19 protein-coding genes are annotated in these 14564 nt (G+C 62.1%); 13 read left to right on the top strand and 6 right to left on the bottom strand.

Going from position 1 to position 14564, the window contains the following annotated elements:
- The 3 genes from dprA to Q0H50_RS04590 all read left to right on the top strand — a co-directional run.
- A partial coding sequence (gene dprA, locus Q0H50_RS04600) for a DNA-processing protein DprA (protein ID WP_294419824.1) occupies positions 1-956 on the top strand: 956 nt, incomplete at its 5' end.
- A gap of 29 nt (positions 957-985) precedes the next feature.
- Entirely contained in the window at positions 986-2374 is a 1389-nt protein-coding gene (trmFO, locus tag Q0H50_RS04595; RefSeq protein ID WP_294419821.1) for a methylenetetrahydrofolate--tRNA-(uracil(54)-C(5))-methyltransferase (FADH(2)-oxidizing) TrmFO, read from the top strand.
- A complete protein-coding gene (locus tag Q0H50_RS04590) occupies positions 2364-3335 on the top strand; it encodes a tyrosine recombinase (RefSeq protein WP_294419820.1) in 972 nt (323 codons plus the stop codon). Before trmFO ends, Q0H50_RS04590 begins: the two co-directional genes overlap by 11 nt.
- Positions 3336-3391: 56 nt before the next feature.
- On the opposite strand, the gene Q0H50_RS04585 is transcribed toward Q0H50_RS04590, so the two are convergent.
- Together Q0H50_RS04585 and Q0H50_RS04580 are read right to left on the bottom strand one after the other, a co-directional pair.
- Positions 3392-3739, bottom strand: a complete 348-nt coding sequence (locus tag Q0H50_RS04585; RefSeq protein WP_294419819.1) for a nitrous oxide-stimulated promoter family protein — start codon at positions 3737-3739, stop codon at positions 3392-3394.
- A gap of 10 nt (positions 3740-3749) precedes the next feature.
- The gene (locus Q0H50_RS04580) at positions 3750-4517 is read right to left on the bottom strand and encodes a hypothetical protein (RefSeq protein WP_294419818.1); all 768 of its coding nucleotides are present in this window, start codon (positions 4515-4517) and stop codon (positions 3750-3752) included.
- A 313-nt stretch (positions 4518-4830) separates the two neighbouring features.
- Here Q0H50_RS04580 and Q0H50_RS04575 point away from each other — a divergent pair, with 313 nt between their 5' ends.
- Entirely contained in the window at positions 4831-5667 is an 837-nt protein-coding gene (locus tag Q0H50_RS04575) for a TerC family protein (RefSeq protein ID WP_294419815.1), read from the top strand.
- Here Q0H50_RS04575 and Q0H50_RS04570 read toward each other — a convergent pair whose 3' ends face one another.
- The 3 genes from Q0H50_RS04570 to Q0H50_RS04560 form a co-directional block, all read right to left on the bottom strand.
- Complete coding sequence (locus Q0H50_RS04570) at positions 5668-7188, bottom strand: recombinase family protein (protein WP_294419814.1); 1521 nt, start codon at positions 7186-7188, stop codon at positions 5668-5670.
- 92 nt (positions 7189-7280) lie between these two features.
- Entirely contained in the window at positions 7281-7910 is a 630-nt protein-coding gene (locus tag Q0H50_RS04565; RefSeq protein ID WP_294363014.1) for an Ltp family lipoprotein, read from the bottom strand.
- A gap of 159 nt (positions 7911-8069) precedes the next feature.
- On the bottom strand, positions 8070-8396 hold the full coding sequence (locus Q0H50_RS04560; RefSeq protein ID WP_294419826.1) for a helix-turn-helix transcriptional regulator: 327 nt from the start codon (positions 8394-8396) through the stop codon (positions 8070-8072).
- 145 nt (positions 8397-8541) lie between these two features.
- On the opposite strand from Q0H50_RS04560, the gene Q0H50_RS04555 reads away from it, so the two are divergent.
- On the top strand, positions 8542-8778 hold the full coding sequence (locus Q0H50_RS04555) for a helix-turn-helix transcriptional regulator (protein WP_294419812.1): 237 nt from the start codon (positions 8542-8544) through the stop codon (positions 8776-8778).
- Positions 8779-8938: 160 nt separating this feature from the next.
- Here Q0H50_RS04555 and Q0H50_RS04550 read toward each other — a convergent pair whose 3' ends face one another.
- The gene (locus tag Q0H50_RS04550) at positions 8939-9499 is read right to left on the bottom strand and encodes a hypothetical protein (RefSeq protein WP_294419810.1); all 561 of its coding nucleotides are present in this window, start codon (positions 9497-9499) and stop codon (positions 8939-8941) included.
- A gap of 111 nt (positions 9500-9610) precedes the next feature.
- Here Q0H50_RS04550 and Q0H50_RS04545 point away from each other — a divergent pair, with 111 nt between their 5' ends.
- The 8 genes from Q0H50_RS04545 to Q0H50_RS04510 all read left to right on the top strand — a co-directional run bounded on the left by Q0H50_RS04545 (position 9611) and on the right by Q0H50_RS04510 (position 14492).
- Entirely contained in the window at positions 9611-10414 is an 804-nt protein-coding gene (locus Q0H50_RS04545; RefSeq protein ID WP_294419808.1) for a prohibitin family protein, read from the top strand.
- A gap of 496 nt (positions 10415-10910) precedes the next feature.
- Entirely contained in the window at positions 10911-11189 is a 279-nt protein-coding gene (locus tag Q0H50_RS04540; protein ID WP_294363188.1) for a hypothetical protein, read from the top strand.
- Entirely contained in the window at positions 11186-11593 is a 408-nt protein-coding gene (locus Q0H50_RS04535) for a hypothetical protein (RefSeq protein ID WP_294363186.1), read from the top strand. The genes Q0H50_RS04540 and Q0H50_RS04535 overlap by 4 nt, the downstream gene beginning before the upstream one ends.
- The gene (locus tag Q0H50_RS04530; RefSeq protein WP_294363184.1) at positions 11590-11964 is read left to right on the top strand and encodes a hypothetical protein; all 375 of its coding nucleotides are present in this window, start codon (positions 11590-11592) and stop codon (positions 11962-11964) included. The genes Q0H50_RS04535 and Q0H50_RS04530 overlap by 4 nt, the downstream gene beginning before the upstream one ends.
- A complete protein-coding gene (locus Q0H50_RS04525; protein ID WP_294419806.1) occupies positions 11961-12878 on the top strand; it encodes a DUF1351 domain-containing protein in 918 nt (305 codons plus the stop codon). The genes Q0H50_RS04530 and Q0H50_RS04525 overlap by 4 nt, the downstream gene beginning before the upstream one ends.
- Entirely contained in the window at positions 12875-13483 is a 609-nt protein-coding gene (locus Q0H50_RS04520; RefSeq protein ID WP_294363179.1) for an ERF family protein, read from the top strand. Before Q0H50_RS04525 ends, Q0H50_RS04520 begins: the two co-directional genes overlap by 4 nt.
- Entirely contained in the window at positions 13483-14121 is a 639-nt protein-coding gene (locus Q0H50_RS04515) for a Lin1244/Lin1753 domain-containing protein (protein ID WP_294363177.1), read from the top strand. The genes Q0H50_RS04520 and Q0H50_RS04515 overlap by 1 nt, the downstream gene beginning before the upstream one ends.
- Positions 14118-14492: a hypothetical protein gene (locus Q0H50_RS04510; RefSeq protein ID WP_294419804.1), complete on the top strand. Its 375-nt coding sequence runs from the start codon at positions 14118-14120 to the stop codon at positions 14490-14492. The genes Q0H50_RS04515 and Q0H50_RS04510 overlap by 4 nt, the downstream gene beginning before the upstream one ends.
- Positions 14493-14564: the final 72 nt, after the last annotated feature.

The following is a 14564-nucleotide window of genomic DNA, read 5'->3' as shown; positions in this document are numbered from 1 at the left end:
AGGGGCAGGGTATGCGGTTGGCAGGAATGAGGACGGTGCTGCTGCCCGATGACCCAAGGTTCCCCGCTGCTTTGCGCACCATTCCGCGACCGCCGAAGCGTCTCTATGTGCTCGGCGACCCCGAAGCGCTTACGGAAGGGCTAGCCGTGGTGGGGGCACGTAAGGCAACGCCGTATGGCACCGGCGCGGCGAAGCGCTTCGCCCGTCTTGCGGCCGAGCGGGGCATCGCGGTGATATCCGGTGGCGCTCGTGGATGCGATGCGGCAGCGCATGAGGCGGCGCTTTCCGCAGGCGCGCCCACGGTGGTGTTTCTAGGCGGCGGTTGCGATGTGCCCTACCCTCGAGAGCATGCGGGGCTATTCGAGCGGATCGCGCTGTCCGGCGGGGCGGTGGTCTCCGAGCACGCTTGGGATGCGCCAGCCTTGCCCCAGCAGTTCCGAACGCGGAACCGGCTTATCGCGGGTCTGGCACGGGCGACGCTTATCGTGGAGGCGGGTTTGCCCTCGGGGACCTTCTCCACTGCTGATGAGGCGCTTGCTGCAGGCCGTGATGTGCTGGTGGTGCCCGGTGCCATCAACTCGGCTTCCTCGAAGGGGGCGAACCGTCTGCTCGTGCAAGGTGCAACGCCCGTGGTAGACGACGAATCGTTTTCCGATGTGCTGTTCAGCGTGTTCGGTTGCTTGAAAATCCAGGATGCCCACGGGCTGGTCGGGGAAGGGGGACGGAGTGAATCGAGGGGGCCGAAGGGCGCGCGCGGTGCGGGCCGCGTGGCTGCAGACCCTCTCACTGCCGCGCTGCAAGCGGAGCCGTTGGGCATGGAACAGCTTTTCGAGCTGGCGTGCGAGCACTGCGGCAACCGAGATGCGCGTCCTTGGTTGATGGAACGGCTGGCGGTTGGCGAGCAAGCGGGTTCGTTCGCGCGTTATCCTGATGGGCGTTGGGGGCCAATGGGCTAGCGTCTGGTATGCTATGGCGCATGGATACTTTGAAACAAATCTCAATCATCGGAGCCGGTCTTGCGGGAAGCGAGGCGGCCTTGCAGCTAGCGGACCGAGGGTTCTCGGTCCGCCTTGTGGAAATGCGCCCTGAAAAGGGCACGCCCGTGCACAAAACCGGCCTATGCGCCGAACTTGTGTGCTCTAACAGCCTTAAGAGCACGAAGCCGGAAAGCGCGGCTGGCATGCTGAAGGCCGAGCTGGCCGCGCTTGGGTCGCAGGTGCATGCCGCGGCCCTTGATAACGCCGTGGCAGCCGGCGGCGCCCTTGCAGTCGATCGCGAGGCGTTCGCGGAGCAGATCACGAAGCGCATTCAGGAGCATTCGGGCATTTCCTTGGAGCATGCCGAGATATGCTCGGTGCAGCAGGCCTGCGAGGGCGCCGATGCCGTTATCTTGGCGACCGGTCCGTTGACCTCGGATGCGTTGGCTGAATCCCTGGTCCAGATCACGGGGTCTGATCATATGGCGTTCTACGATGCGGCGGCTCCCATCGTCATGGCCGATTCGCTGGACATGGGCAAGCTGTTCCGTCAAAGCCGCTACGAGGATGCGGGCGGCCAGGTTGGAGACTACCTGAACGCGCCGTTTTCGCGCGAGGAATACGAGGCGTTCATCGAGCAGCTGGTCGGCGCCGATCGCGTGATCCGTCGCGAATTCGAAACGCGCGACCTGTTCCAGGCTTGCCAGCCTATCGAGGAGATCGCGCGCAAGGGCGTCGATGCGCCCCGCTTCGGCACGCTCAAGCCCGTCGGCTTGACCGATCCTGCCACGGGCAGGCGCCCGTGGGCGGCGTTGCAGCTGCGCGCCGAGGATGCCCATGGGGAAAGCTATAATCTGGTCGGCTTCCAAACCAACTTGACGTTTCCCGAGCAAAAACGCGTGTTCCGCATGATTCCCGGCTTGGAGCAGGCCGAGTTCGCGCGCTTTGGCGTCATGCACCGCAACACGTTCATCAACGCGCCGAAGCTGCTGACGCCCGAACTGAGGCTTAAAAGCACTGGAGACGTTGACGTGCCCGTGTTCGTGGCCGGCCAGCTGGCGGGCACCGAGGGCTATTGCGAGGCTATCCGCTCTGGACTGCATGCGGCGATTCATGTTGCCGCGCTGCTCGGCGGCGTGCAAGCCCCGCAACTGCCGGCGGAAACGGCGTTCGGCGCATTGCTGGCTTACGCCACCAGTCCCGATACCGTTGATTACCAGCCCATGCATGTGAACTTCGGCATTATGCCGCCGCTTGCTCAGCGCATCCGCAACAAGGGGCAGCGCTATGCCGCCTATGCCGAGCGCGGTTCTGAAGCCCTTGAACGCTATTGCGGCGATTTGCGCGCTTGCGGGCTGTTGGGCTGCGCCGGGAAAGCCGTCGGGCATGGCGCCTAAGGCCGAACCTGACTGCAGTGATGAAGCGCCCAAGGACGTTGACGCAAGCCTGTACGCGGCCATCGGACGCTTCATCGAATCATGGCGAATCGAGCGAAACCCTTCCGAGAACACTCTGCGCGCGTATCGGATCGATCTGCTGGATTTCGCCCGATGGGCCAAGCGTGCCCGCGTCGATGGGCTGCATCCCACCCACAGGCAGCTTCGCCGGTACTTGAGCCAGCTTGAGCAGGCGCAGTACTCGCGAGCCACGGTCAATCGCAGGCTGTCTGCCGTGCGGACCTTCTTCCAGTGGCTTAACGTGAACGGGGTCGTGTCCGAAGACCCCGCCAGCGCGCTTTCGGGTCCCAAGCAGCCGAAACGCCTGCCGCATCATCTGCGTCCTCAAGACGTCGCCGCGCTGCTGGGCGTGTACGGCAAACGCCTTGATTCCCAAGGGTATGACGGGCGAACGCCTTCCGAGATGCGAAATCAAGCGTTGCTCGAGTTCTTGTACGCATGCGGCGCGCGCGTGTCGGAGGCTTCCGGGTTGCTGCTTTCCGCGGTGGATTTCGATCAGGGCCAATGCCGCGTGCTTGGCAAGGGGTCCAAGGAGCGCATCGTGCCTTTGCATGATCTTGCGCTTTCGAGCATGCGCACGTACCTGCTGTTCGCGCGTCCTCAGCTTGTCAAGGACAAGGAATGCCCGTACTTCTTCGTTTCAACGCGCGGGAACCAGATGGGAACCGATGCGATGCGCAAGATGTTCAAGCAGGCGCTTGCCGCTGCGGGGCTCCCGTCCACCATCACGCCGCATGACCTGCGCCACACCTTCGCCACCGATGTGTTGGCCGGAGGCGCCGACTTGCGCAGCGTTCAGGAGATGCTCGGGCACGCCAGCTTGTCTACCACGCAAATCTACACGCATACCACTCCCGAGCGTTTAGGCGCCGAGCACCATAGAGCGCACCCTAGGGGATAGTCGCACTTTATCGTCGCGCATAAGGAAAACGGCCATGCAATCGCATGGCCGTTCGATTATTTCCCAAGCAAATGCCTGATAGCGGCAATGGGGTGCTTCTTGATCATGCGGGGACCGCTGTAGCGCATCACCAGACGGATGCGTTCGCGCATTTCCGGCTTGTAACAGTGGTTCTCGCAGGCATCGCAGCTGGTCTTCACGTGTATCTTGCGGCAGCGGCGCGTGCGCTGCGCCGCATATTCATCAAGCTGGGCGCATTCCGGGCACACGGCTTCGCCGCATACGGCGGTTTCGGTTCTGCTGGCGGGTTCGTGATTGCCGGCGCAATAGAGCGCCACCATCTGCGAGATGGTCTTCTCCTCGCGTGAGCGGCGCTTGGCGATCTTCGGGGTGTCTTGTTGCACGTAGGCCGCCTTACATGGCCGTCAGGCGGATGCCCACGTATGCCGCGGTGCTCGGCAGACCCTTGATGTCGTACTTGTCGGACAGGGGGGCCGCGGACACGCGCCAGGTGTAGGTGACGTCATCTACAACGACGGTGCCGGTTTGGAAGGTGTTGCCCACTTCGTCGGTGTCCATGGATGCGCCGGACGCTTCGAATCCCTCGGCGGCGATAGCTGCCTGGATAGCGGCTTCGAGCGAACTTGATGAGAAGTCGGCGTACTTCACTGCCATGCTCAAAGTGTCGGAGCGGTCGACGGAAAGCGTCCAGCTGCCGTTGAGCAACAGGGCCGCCTGAGATGCCGAAAGGCTGCCAACGCCCTTCGCGTACATGGCCGCGGCATCGGCAACGGTGACGTCTTCGGGAAGCTTGACCAGGTCAAGACCGGCGGTGCCTTCGGCGGTTTGGTTATACACGGTGTAGCCGGCTGCGGTGAGCGAATCCAGGATGGCCTGATCGTCCATATCCGCTAACTGCGTAAGAACGGGGAGGTTGTAGCTGACGGTCCGCGAGAGGTTCTCCTCGACGCTTGCCTGGCTTTGAGCGTTCGAGTCGTTCACCGCGGTGATGGCGCCGGCTGCCAGGCGAACGCCGATGACGACGGCGATGATGACGAAGATTCCCATGACGATTTGCTGGCTTTGCGGCATGTCCATGGGGCGAAGAAGGCTAGAGCCGTCCATATAACGTATGTTGCCCTGCTCAATCGAATAATCGGTATGGCGATGGAATAACGACATGGGTACCTGCCTGTCGGTTTTTAGTCGGTTTGTGTGCGTGGGTAAGTATAGCATTGCCCCGACGGGGCGCTCATGGTAGCCTACGGAATGCCCATGGGGGAGTAGCTGGCAGGACATACCTGCGGTGCGTTCAACATCGTGGCCGGCAACGGTCTGGCGTACCTGAAATTGCAAGACTCATGGCGCAACGTTTTCTCAGCGTTGCGCCATGAGTCTTTTTTTGTGCTGCTCATCCGAGGAGACGGGGTAAACTGCGCGCCATCTGCACCGGCGCGCTTTGGATCGGACGAAACGACGTAAAGGAGCAATGAAAATGGATCTTTCCATCTTCGCCACGCCCGAAGCTTGGATCAGCCTGTTGACGCTGATGTTTTTGGAGGTGGTGTTGGGTGTGGACAACATCGTGTTCATCTCCATCACCACCAACCGCCTGGCGCCCGAGCATCAGCATATCGGCCGCAAGCTCGGTTTGCTGGGCGCCATGATATCGCGCTGCATCTTCTTGTGCTTCGCGAGCTATCTGGTGCACATGACCAAGCCGCTGTTCACCATGGACCTGGGCTTTTTCCAGCACGCGTTCAACGTGCGCGACCTGGTGCTGTTGGCAGGCGGCTCGTACCTGATCTACAAGGGCATCGATGAGCTTCGCGACGTGCTGGCCCTGACCGAGGAGAAGGCAGCGCACTCAGACGAGCACAAGGAGCTGCACCGCATCGGGCTTGGCCAGGCCATCGTCACCATCATGGTCATGGACCTGGTGTTCTCCATCGATTCGGTCATCACCGCGGTGGGCCTGGCCGAGCACCTGATCATCATGGTCATGGCGGTCATCTTCGCCATCGTCATCATGATGGTGTTCATCGACGCCATCGCCGATTTCATCAACAGGCACACGGAGATGAAGATCTTGGCCTTGGTGTTCATCACGGTCATCGGTTTGCTGCTGTTCTTCGATTCGCTGGGCATCAACTCGGGCATCGAGGTGCTCGACATGCACATGGAGAAGCTCATGGTGTACTGCGCCATGGTGTTCGCGGTGGTGCTGGAGCTGATCCAAATGAGGTATCAATCATCACTAACGAAATGGAAGCGCGAGCGCCGGGAGGGCATGACCGACGACGAGCTGCGGCGCGACGTCATGGGTAAGTAGCTACCTGCGCATGTGTATGGTGATGGCCACCTGCGGCTTCCCGCGCCCGTCCGCGTCGTTGGCGTAGTCGATGCGCTCGACCATCGCCCTGAGCAAGGCGTTCTTGTCGCTCGGCGGCACGTCATCGGCGCGCAGCGCCCGCATGATGTCCTTGAGGCGCATGGCCACGGCCTCGGGCGGCTCCGGCCGCTCCTGGGCCAGCTCGTCGAGCCTGGCGCGCATCTCCGCGATTCGCGCGTCCATGTCGCGGCGCCGCTCAACGTACTCGGGCGCGTCCATGCCGCCCGACACGTAAAGCTCAACAAGGCGCTCGACCTTCGCCGAAGCCTTGGCGATGGCCGATTCCACGCCCTCGCGCTCGGCTTCCAGCGCCTTGGCCGGGTCCTCGCCCGATTCTGCAGCGACCTCGCATTCGAGCGCGGCGCTCTCCAGTGACTCCGACACAAGCCCGACCAGGAGCGAGAGCGGGGCGGGAGGGCACGTGCACGCGCGGTTCAGCGGGTGCCGAACATATTCGTAGCAGCGGCCCGTCCGGCGCGGGTCGCTCTTCGCGTACACCATGGCGCGCCCGCATTTCGCGCATCGCAGGATTCCCGCGAGCGGGTTCCTGAGCGGGGCCGACCGCTTGGCGTGCGACTCGCCGGCCTTCAGGCGCCTGTTCGCCGCGTCCCACAGCTCATCGTCCACGATGGCCGGGTGCAGCCCGTCGGCGAGTATCGGCTCGTCACCCTTGGCATGGCACTTCTCGATGGTCATGCCGTCGCGCCCCTTGATCTTGGTCACCCTCACGTTCCACGACACCATGCCCTTGTACGCGGGGTTGCGTATGAGCACCTTCACCCTCTGCGGGTCCCACTGCCCGGGCACGCCCGCCGCCTTCAACCTGCGTGATATCTCGCTCATGGAGGTTGCCGGGTCGGCCGTCCACTCGAAGGCCCGGCGCGCCCACGCGGCCCATTCGTTGGGCGCGAGCGTCTTCATTCCGCGCGCGTCGCGCACCTTGTCGTATCCCAGCGGAGCGTGCGCGGCTATGAACTGGCCGTCCCTCACGGCCTGGTCCTTGCCCTCCCTCATGCGGCGCTTGATGCCGGTCATCTCGGTGTTGGCGAAGAACATCTGAAGCTGAAGCTGCTGCAGGTCGATGGGGTCGGCCGGGTCGTACACCTTGCCGGGCGTGACTATGAGCGTGCGCGTGAACTGGAACGCGGAGAGGATGTAGCCGTACTCCATCATGTCACCGCGCCCGAGCCTGTCCACGGCGTGCACCACGACGCCTGCAAGCTCGCGCGCCTGCACCATCTCCATAAGCTCCTGGAATCGCGGCCTGGCCGCTATGCTCTCTCCGCTCACCAGCTCGCGCAGCGGCGGCATCTCGACCGGCACCGCCATGCGGCGGCACATCGCGGACAACTCGCGCTCATGCTTGCCCAGCGTCTCGAACTCGCCGTTTCTCTCGCGCTCCTCGTCGGCGCGCGATTTCCTGAGGTACATGACGTACCTGCCCACAGGCAATTCGAGCATGGTATGATTCACCTTGCCTTTCGTGTATTCGATTGGCTCTCTGAGAGTCCCCGCGCAGGGTTGCCGCCCTTATGCGCGGGGATTTCTGCTGTCTAAAGGCCCTGGCTCGTTGCGCCGTGCTCGGCTTGCTCGGGCGTGAAACCTTCGAACTCAAGCTGCTCTACTAGACCGGCGTGAGAGAACGAGCTGTAGTCGAGGTACTTCTTGGCCTTCTTCTCGGCTTGGACCATCCAGTCAGCGCCGCAGTTGTCTGCGCCATAGGTTGCATCCTCGGTGGAGAAGCCTTCGAACTCAAGCTGCTCGATAAGGCCGGAGTAGGAGAACGCGGAATAATTGAGATAAGACTTCGCCTTCTTCAGCGCGTTCTTTTGCGAGGTGGTGGCCTGCGGCTCAGCGGGCTTGGTCTCAGCCTTCGGCGCTGCGGTTTCCGTCTTGGTCTCGGCGGCAGGTTCCTGCGCCTTTTCCTCCGTAGCCGCCTGCTGCTCGGCTGGTGCGGCCTGTTCGGTCGCTGCTGGCTTGTCGTTCGTCGTTGTGCTGGCCGCGGTCTGGCTGTTGCCACCGATGCTGCCGATTATGCCGAAAACGAACAGCACGCCTACGACGATTGCCGCAATCTTGCCTTTGCCCATCTTCTTCTTCGCCGGAGCGGCGGGCTGAGCCGGGGTAACCGGCTGGGTCTGCTGCTGCGTAGGCTCCTGTGCTCCGTTGTTCTGCTCGTCCATCTCTGTCCCTTCCTTCCTTTTGGGGTTACTTAATGCGCTCCCATCGGCGCATGTTTCAAAGCTACGTCAGGGCGGGGTCATTGCGCGCGGGCATTGGATGACTGTTGCCGTTCGGTCGGCCAATGCCGCCGTTTGCCACCGTCAAGATTAGCTTACCCGCTACTCCTTCCCGCTCATTATCCTGGCCGTCTCGGTTATGGCGGCCTTGCTCTCGTCGTCCATGGACTCGTAGTAGTCGTTCAGGTTCGCCTGGCGCTCATCCTCAAATTCGTCCTGTTTATCGGATTCGGGAGTTGCGCGGCCGGCAAGCTCATCAAGCGTGCAACCTAGCTCACTCGCGAATTCGCATGCCTTTTCTAGCGTGAACATGCGACGTCCCTGCTCGTAGTCTGTATACGTTCCGACCGCCATGCCGATATGTTCGGCAAACGCTTTTGCGCTCTTAAAACCTGCTCGCCTTCTTAGTGTCTGAAGTTGCGTTTTCATCATACCCTCCTTTGCCGGCACCGCAAATTTTAGGGAAAATGCCTAAAAAATTCAACGTGTATATGAAAAAATTTGTTGACATTACGGCGCACACCCTTATATTTGAATTGCGTTACGGGAAATCGCCGTAAAGAAAGGAGGATACATGAAATCGAAATACAGCGATATGAGAGTGGCTGACAACATGCGCGCAATGCGCGCAAAGCACCGTATGACGCAACGCGAGGTTGCGGACGCCATCAATGTCAACGTTGCCACGATTGCGAATTGGGAATCTGGCAAAGGCGGCATGTCTTTCGAAAGTGCATGGAAGCTCGCAGATTTGTTCGATTGCAGCCTTGGCGAGCTGTCTGGAACTGAAGAAAAGCATCCTGCGGCATAAGGGGCACCACATGGAGCTGATTGCATCTCTGATTCTCCCAGTCGCGTTCTTCGTGGGCTTGGGAGTCGGATGGCTGGTCAACAGGTAGGGAAGGGAAGACATGAGCGAAGAAGATCGCGAGTTCGTGCGGGAACAGATGGCGGAAAGCAGGCGCGGGCCGCTAATCAATCGCCCCATCGACTGGATTATCGGCAAGACGTTCTTCATGAACGATTTCCTGGCCGGAATCCTCTGCGGGCTTTTCGCCTTCTGCTTGGCTATCCCCGCCGTAGCGATGATGGTATGCGCGGCTTATCTGTTCTGCGTATTCGTCTAGCGACCCGTTCTCGGTTATGTAGTGGATTGCGACCCCTGCGATGATGCTCAAGGTTGCGCTGAGAATGAGCGTTGCGACCGAAAGGCCGATTTGAAACGCCTTGTTCTTCCAAAGAAGCCTTCTCTCGCGGCGTTGTCGTTCGGCTCTGTCCTTGAAGTAGCAGCGGCCAGCAGATGTTAATCCGTCAATAGCAAGCGCGCCTGATTCGTCTAACTCCATTTCGAGGAATCCGCATTCGGCAAGGCCCTTGCAATCGGCGAATCTGCGCGATGCATCTTCGTTCTTGAAGTCAGACCATCGCCACGAATCCACTATGTTTCGCAAATCTTGCCCCATCCCGTAGGCGTTGATGAGGTAGCGGAGGGTTTCCTCTTCGTCCGAAGTCAACTCGTAGATAGGGCGCATGGCGGAATCCTTCCCAGTAGTGACAGCTCAATCCATTCTATCCGATTCGAAACGCACCTTGAAAACCGAACAGGCACGGAGGCGGCAGCAGCCGACTATAAGGAGGTTCGCATGTCGCTATTCGTTAAAGAGACTACACGCAAAGACCGATATGGTAACGAGGTCACCGACCAGAAGCTGTGTGCTGGCAGAATCGCCGCCGCTGCGGTGCTCGCGGTCGTCGTCCTGGTCCTGCTCCTGAAGTGCATCAGCGTGGTCGGCACCGGCCAGGTCGCGGTGGTGACCCGCTTCGGAAACGTTGTGGGCACCGAAGGCCAAGGCATCCACATGAAGCTGCCGGTCGACAGCTACCACAAAATCGACTGCACGCAGCAGCAGGTGACCGCCGAGTACTCGACGGCATCCAAGGATAACCAGTCCGTGACGCAGGAGATTACCGCTCAGGTGGTGGTCGACCCCGAGCGCGCCGAGGAGCTGTATTCGAAGTTCCTGGGCAACCACATGGAAGGCATCGTGGCGCCGATTCTGTCCGATGGGTTCAAGGCCGCAAACGCCAAGTTCACCCTCGAGGAGACCATCGAGAAGCGCGACGAGCTTTCCGCCGAGATGCTCAAGGCCGTGCAGGACCGCCTGGAACCATACGGCATCCAGGTGGTCAGCGTCGAGATCAAGAACGTAACGCTGCCCGATGAGTACAAGGCGGCGGTCGAGCGCCAGAAGGTTGCCGAGCGCGACCAGCTCACCGCGAAGGTGGAGCAGGAGACCGCCGAGATTCAGGCGCAGACGAACAAGGTCCTGGCCGACAGCCTGGACGAGCGCAACTTCCGGAAGATGTTCATCGAGAAATGGGACGGCGTCCTGCCCCAGTACATGGGCGGCGGGGATTCCCTGTCGATGCTCCTACCCAACAACTAACCGACAGCTTACGCGTTTGCTGCCGTCTCCGTGCCTGCTCGGTACGCAATCCCCAAACGGGCGTGCGCGTGGCGGCTAGGGCAAACCCTCCTTTCTGGGCCTGAAGCGCGACCTCGCGGACGATATCTGGGCCGGGCGCGGCCCGATGCGGTCATTGCCGGTTCTGTTGCAATCTTCCGGCGAAACGCGATCCCGCAACGCGCCCCGTGCCAAGGCCGTGCGCCGCCGCGCGCACGCCTGTTTGGGCGAAGCACCTTGAGAACCGAATAGCCGATGAAAGGCCGCCAAGGGCGCGAGCGGGGAGCTGACCCGCCATGACCTCCCTCGGCCTGATTCGGCATGAGAGAAGCAGAGGAAAGGACATATGCCATGGAAGACAAGCCGATGGCGTTTGCCCCCGGCACGTTCGAGGTCGGAAACGCGACCGTGAGCGTGCCGGAGCCGATTTATGCGGCGGACATACAGCCCGCCGCATCGATTTTCGTTAGGAGGATACATGCGAACAGGCAACCAGGCGGCGAAGAGCCGCCCCGAAGAAAAAAAGAATGCGCGCCGACCCTGGAAAAGTGACGCGCAAACGGCAGAGAAGCCGGGGAAAGTATATCACCTGCTCGGCTCGGACCTCACCGGGGACGAGATTTGGGCGGGGTTCATGGGCATCGTGATGCTCCTGCTGGCCCTCGCGGTCGTGTTCTGCTCGGTGACCGCGTACAACCGCGGATACGAGCGCGGCGTGCACTACGCGCAATCCCAGATGTGCGAGGTCGGCAGGTGAGCGCGCAGGCTCCGCGGGACAAGGTGGACCGCGCATGCCTCTGGATTCGCGAGAACCCCGCGCTGTTCCGCAAGATCATGCATCTGGCCCACATCGAGGCCGAGCGGGGAAACGGCAGCTTCCAGCGGGACAACATCTACGATGCCGCCCGGCGGCGCGGAATCCCCATCACCGACGCGCGCGAGCTGAGGCGCGACCACAACCTATACAGCGTGCTCTCGCGCTACATGGTGATGCTCCGGCCGAAGCTGGCGCGATGCATCAACTTCAGGAAATCGGACGTCGACGAAATAGACCTCGTAGAGCGGTGGCACGAAATCGTCAACCCCTCGACGTTCTTTCTGGCCGATACGTGGAAGGACGCGAAATCGGCAGTAGAGGCCGAGGATGCGAGCGCGTCATGATTCAACGCTTCGAGATTCCGGGCAAGCTGCCCAGCCTCAACGAGTACACGCGCAGCTGCCGCTCCAACCCCTACGCCGGGGCGTCCGCCAAGAAAGAGGCCCAGGCGCGCGTGCTGATGGCGATCAAGGCCGCACGCCTTGTTCCCATGAAGCCGCCCGTGCTGGTGTCCTTCGAGTGGGTGGAGCCTGACATGCGGCGGGACAAGGACAACATCAGCAGCGCCAAGAAGTACATCCTGGACGCGCTCGTGGTGAGCGGGGTCCTCAAGAACGACAACTGGAGATGGATAGCGGGGAACCTGCCCGACCTGTACCGGGTCAACAAGGCGGACCCCCGCGTGATCGTGACATTGGAAGGAGAGCGAAGGTGAACGCTGAGGAAGTGCATGCCGAGGTGGTGGAGCCGGCGAACCTGGCCAAGGTGCCGGAGCCGGCCATCGCCTACACGCTGCCGACGGCGAAAATCGGCAACCTCGACGCCATCGAGCAGTTCGTGGCGAACGTGGAGCGGTTTTTCGGGGGCGTGGAAATCAACCCGGCCGACAAGGAGCAGGTCAAGCAGCTTCGCGGGCTTCGCGCCGACATCAACAAGGCGGCGAACGCCATCAACGACAAGCGCAAGGCCATGGACAAGGACGTGAAAGCCGCCTTGTCGGAAGCGGACGGGGCTTTGAACGACCTGCGCGACCGGTTGAAATCGGTGTACGACAAGACCGGCGAGCAAATCGCCGAAGCCGACAGGCTCTGGGCCGAAGCCCGGCGCTCGCTCCTGCAGGGGGAGTACGAATCCGTTGCCCCCTCGCTCGTCGAGCTGATAACGCTGGACGTGTTTATCGGGGCCGAACCCAAGCTGATGCAAAAGCAATGGGCGGGGAACAAGGCGTGCAACACGCTCGATGACATGGTGGTGCAGGCCGTGCGCGACCGCGATGAAATCGCGGGGGCAGGGCTTGCGCACCCCGTGGAGGCCGATGCGGCTTATTGCCGCACCCTTGACGTGCGGGCGGCCCTCGCCGAGGACAAGCGGCTGCGCGACGCCGAAGCCGCCGCCGCTGCGCACGCAGAGGCGGCGCGTGCGCTCCGCGAGAAGGTTTTGGCACCGGATGCCGCCCCGCAGCCCAATCCGGCCCCGCAGCCGCGCGAGAGCGCCCCGCAGGCGCCAGCCGAGCCGCTTTGCAGGTACTCGTTCTCGTTCGTGGGCACGGAGTCCCAGGCGGAGCAGGTCAAGCGCCTGATGGTCTCCCTCGGCGTTTCCGAGCGCAAGATGGCGAGGCTTGCGGTATGAGCGAGAATCCCAGCTTGCAGGAACGCTACGCGGCGGCGTGGTGCGACGTGAAGCAGCCCGAGCTGGACGGCGCCAACCCGCACTACAAGAGCCGCTATGCGACCTTGGCGGCGGTGCAGGGGTGCATCCGCAAGGCGTGCGCCAAGCACGGCATAGCCTACGCCCAGCGCGTGAAGCTCGAGAACGGCGAAGCCGTTCTGGTTAGCGAGGTCGTGGGCGCCGGCGATGCGCTGCACCTGTCCGATTACCCGGTGCAGTTCGTGCCGAACCCCCAGAGCAACGGCAGCATGCTCACGTACGCCAAGCGCCAGCTTGCGAGCATCGACTGGGGCATATGCGGCGATGAGGACGACGACGGCCAGAACGCCGCGATGCCGCCTCGGCAGGTGCCGCGACAGCCGCCGCAAAACCAGATGGACAAGTATCGCGCGGCGCTAGTCCGCGCGAAGTCGCGAGGCGTGTCGGTGCGAGATGCCATGGAGCACGTGGGCGCGGCGATCGGAAAGCCGCCCGAATCGTTCAGCCTGGGCGATATCGAGGAAGCCGTGCGGGTGGTCGATTCAATGCAGCCGCATGCGCCAGAGGGCGAGGTGGAGACGTTTTGATGTACTTCGACCATTCGACCACCGCCGCAACCGACCCCAAAGTGATGCAGCTGCGGCTAGAGATGGGCGGCGCGGCGGTCGATGCGTATTGGTACCTGCTCGAGCAGATGCACCGCGACGAGCGCGGCATATGCGTTTGCGATGCGGGCGCATTGCGGGTGCATTGCCACACGTTATGCACCGGCGAAGACGAGCTGAAAACGTGGGTTTCGGCCATGGTTTCGATAGGGCTTTTCGAGCAGAATCCCGACAGCGGCGAAATCATCTCGCCGCGAGCCGCCCAAAACATCGAAACGTACAAGGCCAAAAGCGAAAAGGCCAGGTCATCCGCTAAAGCGCGATGGGAGAATGCGGACGCAAAGCGACCGCATAAGCGAGCGCAAAGCGGCGGCAAGCAAAACGCAATGCCAACAAAACAAAACAAAACAAAAGGTAGTAGTGCTCTAAAAAGCACTACTACCTTGCCCGCAACAGGCGGCGCGGCAGCGGCTGGAGCCGCGCCCGCCGTTGCGGCGAAGAACCCGGTTTGCCCTCTGTGCCAATCGAAGCTGTACCGGAACAAGCAGACGGCGAAATGGGAATGCCCGACGTGCTACGACACGTTCACCGACGAGCAGATAGGCGGTGGAAGCCGGTGACCGAGTACATGAGCCGATACAACCGGCACAACATGGCGGGGCCTTCCCATAAGCCGGGATGGTGCGCCATCTGCGGCAGACCGCACCCCGAGGGGCATCACGTCGTCCCGCGCTCCCTGGGCGGAGCGGACGGCCCCGTGATCCATCTGTGCGGCTTCGGGAACAACCTGAAGGACGCCGACGGGCGGCTTTTGCACCATGGGGCCGTCGAGAGCCACAGGCTCTGGTTCTGGTTCAACGACGGCAGGGATTCCGATATCGCCCCGGCGCTCCCGCAGCACTCGCGGGGCCGTTGGTGCTACCTGCTGGCAGACGAGCCTATAGGCGAGATGGACGCGCTCTCGCGCAACGGCTGGAAGGCGGTCTGGTGATGTGCGACCGATACGGCGGCGCGCTCGCCTGGGACAGGCACTGCGCCGAACGGGAAGCCGCCTACGAGGCGA

The organism is uncultured Senegalimassilia sp., from assembly GCF_934632265.1.
Classification (GTDB): Bacteria; Actinomycetota; Coriobacteriia; order Coriobacteriales; family Eggerthellaceae; genus Senegalimassilia.
The sequence above is the reverse complement of the archived record's forward strand: the minus strand, read 5'-3'. Positions and strand labels throughout refer to the sequence as shown.

Excerpts from the sequence above, each read along its gene's own strand:
- Q0H50_RS04590 (WP_294419820.1), top strand. The coding sequence starts at position 2,364 with ATGGCGCCTAAGGCCGAACCTGACTGCAGTGATGAAGCGCCCAAGGAC.
- Q0H50_RS04580 (WP_294419818.1), bottom strand. The coding sequence starts at position 4,517 with ATGTCGTTATTCCATCGCCATACCGATTATTCGATTGAGCAGGGCAAC.
- Q0H50_RS04575 (WP_294419815.1), top strand. The coding sequence starts at position 4,831 with ATGGATCTTTCCATCTTCGCCACGCCCGAAGCTTGGATCAGCCTGTTG.
- Q0H50_RS04570 (WP_294419814.1), bottom strand. The coding sequence starts at position 7,188 with ATGCTCGAATTGCCTGTGGGCAGGTACGTCATGTACCTCAGGAAATCG.
- Q0H50_RS04565 (WP_294363014.1), bottom strand. The coding sequence starts at position 7,910 with ATGGACGAGCAGAACAACGGAGCACAGGAGCCTACGCAGCAGCAGACC.
- Q0H50_RS04560 (WP_294419826.1), bottom strand. The coding sequence starts at position 8,396 with ATGAAAACGCAACTTCAGACACTAAGAAGGCGAGCAGGTTTTAAGAGC.
- Q0H50_RS04555 (WP_294419812.1), top strand. The coding sequence starts at position 8,542 with ATGAAATCGAAATACAGCGATATGAGAGTGGCTGACAACATGCGCGCA.
- Q0H50_RS04550 (WP_294419810.1), bottom strand. The coding sequence starts at position 9,499 with ATGCGCCCTATCTACGAGTTGACTTCGGACGAAGAGGAAACCCTCCGC.
- Q0H50_RS04545 (WP_294419808.1), top strand. The coding sequence starts at position 9,611 with ATGTCGCTATTCGTTAAAGAGACTACACGCAAAGACCGATATGGTAAC.
- Q0H50_RS04540 (WP_294363188.1), top strand. The coding sequence starts at position 10,911 with ATGCGAACAGGCAACCAGGCGGCGAAGAGCCGCCCCGAAGAAAAAAAG.
- Q0H50_RS04530 (WP_294363184.1), top strand. The coding sequence starts at position 11,590 with ATGATTCAACGCTTCGAGATTCCGGGCAAGCTGCCCAGCCTCAACGAG.
- Q0H50_RS04520 (WP_294363179.1), top strand. The coding sequence starts at position 12,875 with ATGAGCGAGAATCCCAGCTTGCAGGAACGCTACGCGGCGGCGTGGTGC.
- Q0H50_RS04515 (WP_294363177.1), top strand. The coding sequence starts at position 13,483 with ATGTACTTCGACCATTCGACCACCGCCGCAACCGACCCCAAAGTGATG.